Raw genomic sequence first — 3,113 nt, 5'->3', positions numbered from 1 at the left:
GCCTCGGGGTAGCGGTCGAGGGGGATGCGGTCGCTGATGAAGGTGTCGGGGTCCAGGACGCCGTTGGCGAAGAGTTCCGCGGCGCGTTCGTAGCTGTGCAGGACGGCCATGGAGCCGGTGATGGTGATCTCCTGGTTGTAGATGCGGTACGGCTCGATGACCGCCGTCGTCGCGTAGTCGGCGACCCCGAACTGGAGGAAGGTCCCTCCCTTGGCGACGCGTCCCAGACCGTCCTGGATCGCGCCCGCGTTGCCCGTGGCGTCGATGACGACGTCCCAGCCGGCCGGACGGTCCAGCTCGTCGGCCCCGGCCGCGGACCGGGAGCAGCCGAGGAGGGCGGCTGTGGCCAGGCGTTCGGGGTTGACGTCCAGGATGTCGACGCCGGCCGCCCCGGTGCGCTTGGCGAGCTCCAGCATCATCAGGCCCATGGTCCCGGAGCCGTAGATGAGCACCTCGGCGCCGAGGGTGCTGCTCAGTACGTCGTAGCCCCGGACCGCGCAGGACAGCGGTTCGATCAGGGCCGCGTCCTTGACGTCGATGTGCTCGGGCAGTTTGACGCAGTTGGCCACGGGGGCGACGGCGTACTCAGCGGCGCCGCCCGGGACGGTGACGCCGATGGCGGCCCAGCGCTCGCAGAGGTTGCCGCGTCCGCTGCGGCAGTAACGGCACTCGTGGCAGTGGAGGGAGGGGTCGACGGCGACCCTGTCGCCGACGGCCAGCTCCGTGACGTCGCGCCCGACACCCACGATCTCCCCGGCGAACTCGTGGCCGGGGACGATCGGCAGGGTGGGCGCGAACTCCCCCTGCAGGATGTGCAGATCGGTGCCGCAGAGCCCGCACGAGGCGACGGACACGACGACTTCGCGAGGGCCGGGCGCCGGGTCGGGGACGGTGGTGACGGAGACCTTGCCGGGGGCTTCGACGATCGCTGCCCGCATTATTTCACTGCTCCAAGAGACAGGCCCTGGACGAGTTTGTCCTGGGCGGCGTAGCCGGCGGCGAGCACCGGCAGGGACACGACGACGGAGGCGGCACACAGCTGGGCGAGGAAGAGGCCCTGGCTGGTGACGAATCCGGTGAGGAAGACGGGGGCGGTCTGGGCGACGACACCGGTGAGCACCCGTGCGAAGAGCAGTTCGTTCCAGCTGAAGATGAAGCAGATCAGGGCGGTCGCCGCGATGCCCGGCGCCGCCATCGGCGCGACCACGCGGGCCAGGACGGTCGGCAGTCTCGCGCCGTCGACCTGGGCCGCCTCGATGACGGACACCGGGACGTCGGCGAGGAAGGACTGCATCATCCAGACGGCGATCGGCAGGTTCATCGAGGTGTAGAGCAGGACGAGGAGCCAGATGTTGTCCAGCATCCCGGCGTTCTTGGCGAACAGGTAGACGGGGAGGAGCCCCGCGACCACGGGGAGCATCTTCGTGGAGAGGAAGAAGAACATCACGTCCGTCCACTTGCGTACGCGCCGGATGGACAGGGCGTACGCCGCCGGGAGCGCCAGCAGGAGCACCAGGACCGTGGAGAAGAAGGAGGCGCCCAGGGAGTTGAGGAGCGGCGGCCAGGGGGTGACGCCGGTGTCGGAACCGAAGAAGGACCGGTAGCCGTTGAGGGTGAGCGGCGCGAAGAGGGAGGGCGGGTTGGTCGCGGCGTCGGACTCGGCGTGCAGCGACGTCAGCAGCATCCACAGCGCGGGCAGGCAGAAGACGAGTCCTGCCGCCCAGGCCAGCAGGCCGAGCGCGGCGGAGCGTCGTCTGGCTCTGCGCAGGACGCGTCGCGCGGACGGGGCGGGCGCGGGGACGGTGGTGGCGGTCATGCGCGGTTCGCCTCCTCACTGAAGAGGGACGAGACGGTCCGGAGCGCGAAGGTGGCGATGATGATCGTGCCGATCACCACGACGACTCCCGCGGCGGACGCCAGTCCGTATTCGTGGGCCTGGTAGAAGGTCTGGTAGATCGTGTACGGAAGGTTGGCGGTGCCGAGGCCTCCGGCGGTGATGGTGAACACCGCGTCGAAGTTCTGCACGATGTACACGGCGCCGAGCAGGACCCCGAGTTCGAGGTATCTGCGCAGGTGCGGCAGGGTCAGGTAGCGGAAGGTCTGCCAGGCGCCCGCCCCGTCGAGGCGCGCGGCCTCGACGACTTCCGCAGGCCGGCTCTGGAGTCCTGCGAGCAGGATCAGCATCATGAACGGCGTCCACTGCCAGACCAGCGCGGCGACGACGGCGAGCAGCGGCATGTCGGCGATCCAGTCCGGCTGGCTCGCGGTGGTGTCCCCGAAGAGCTCCCCGACCCAGCTCAGTGCGCCGTTGAGGAGGCCGTACTCCGGGTTGTAGAGGGCGTGCTTCCACAGCAGCGCGGCGGAGACGGGCACGATCAGGAACGGCGTGATGAGCAGGGTGCGGACCAGGCCGCGGCCGAAGAACGCGCGGTCCAGGAGCAGCGCGAGGGCCAGTCCGATGACCACGGTGGCGATGACGACACCCGTGGTGAGCAGGATCGTGGTGAGGACCGAGTCGCGGAGTGCGGCATCCGTGAAGACGGAGGCGTAGTTGTCGAGCCCGTTGAAGGCGCGCTTGTCGGGGTTGAGGGAGTTCCAGTCGAAGAGGGAGATCACCAGGGTCGCCACGAACGGCAGCTGGGTGACGACGATCAGGAAGACGAGCGCGGGCAGGAGCGGCGCCCTGGTGGCCCAGGCCCGGGGGCCGGTCCTCCTGCGGGCGGAGGTGGACGGTGGCCGGGGCGGTGACTGGGGCGTGGTGCCGGCTGCTGTGGTCATCGGTACTCCTTGGCGACCTGTTCGGCCAGCTTCTGGGAGGTGGCCAGCGCCTTGTCGACGGACTGGCGGCCGGCTATGGCCGAGCTGATCTCCTGCGCGACCCGGGTGCCGAGATCGGTGAATTCGGGGATGCCGACGAACTGGATGCCGGGCACGGGGCGGGGCTGGGTGCCCGGGTTCTTCGGGTCGGCGCCGGAGATGGCCTGCTCGGTGACGTCCGCGAAGGCACCTGCCGCCTTGCGGTATTCGGGGTTGTCGTAGGTGGAGGCGCGTTTGCCGGCCGGGACGGCGGACCAGCCGCTCGTCTCGCCGACGAGTGACTCGTACTCCTTGCT

Annotated in this window: 3 protein-coding genes and 1 pseudogene; all 4 read right to left on the bottom strand. The window is 69.7% G+C overall.

The features are described 5' to 3' along the window. Positions 1 to 938, bottom strand: a 938-nt coding sequence (locus VN520_RS30020; protein WP_325750091.1) for a zinc-dependent alcohol dehydrogenase family protein, incomplete at its 3' end; no start/stop codon positions are given. Continuing rightward, the gene (locus VN520_RS30015; protein ID WP_325750090.1) at positions 938 to 1,816 is read right to left on the bottom strand and encodes a carbohydrate ABC transporter permease; all 879 of its coding nucleotides are present in this window, start codon (positions 1,814 to 1,816) and stop codon (positions 938 to 940) included. The genes VN520_RS30015 and VN520_RS30020, both read right to left, overlap by 1 nt. After that, entirely contained in the window at positions 1,813 to 2,778 is a 966-nt protein-coding gene (locus VN520_RS30010; RefSeq protein ID WP_325750089.1) for a sugar ABC transporter permease, read from the bottom strand. Before VN520_RS30010 ends, VN520_RS30015 begins: the two co-directional genes overlap by 4 nt. Next, positions 2,775 to 3,113: pseudogene (locus VN520_RS30005) on the bottom strand (sugar ABC transporter substrate-binding protein); the annotation flags it as partial. The pseudogene VN520_RS30005 and the gene VN520_RS30010, both read right to left, overlap by 4 nt.

Origin of the sequence: Streptomyces sp. (assembly GCF_035563135.1) — a bacterium.
Lineage (GTDB): Bacteria > Actinomycetota > Actinomycetes > Streptomycetales > Streptomycetaceae > Streptomyces.
Note: the sequence above shows the minus strand (reverse complement) of the source record. Positions and strands in the feature narration are given on the sequence as shown.

Coding starts and splice junctions, on each gene's coding strand:
- VN520_RS30010 (WP_325750089.1), bottom strand. CDS start 2,778: ATGACCACAGCAGCCGGCACCACGCCCCAGTCACCGCCCCGGCCACCG.
- VN520_RS30015 (WP_325750090.1), bottom strand. CDS start 1,816: ATGACCGCCACCACCGTCCCCGCGCCCGCCCCGTCCGCGCGACGCGTC.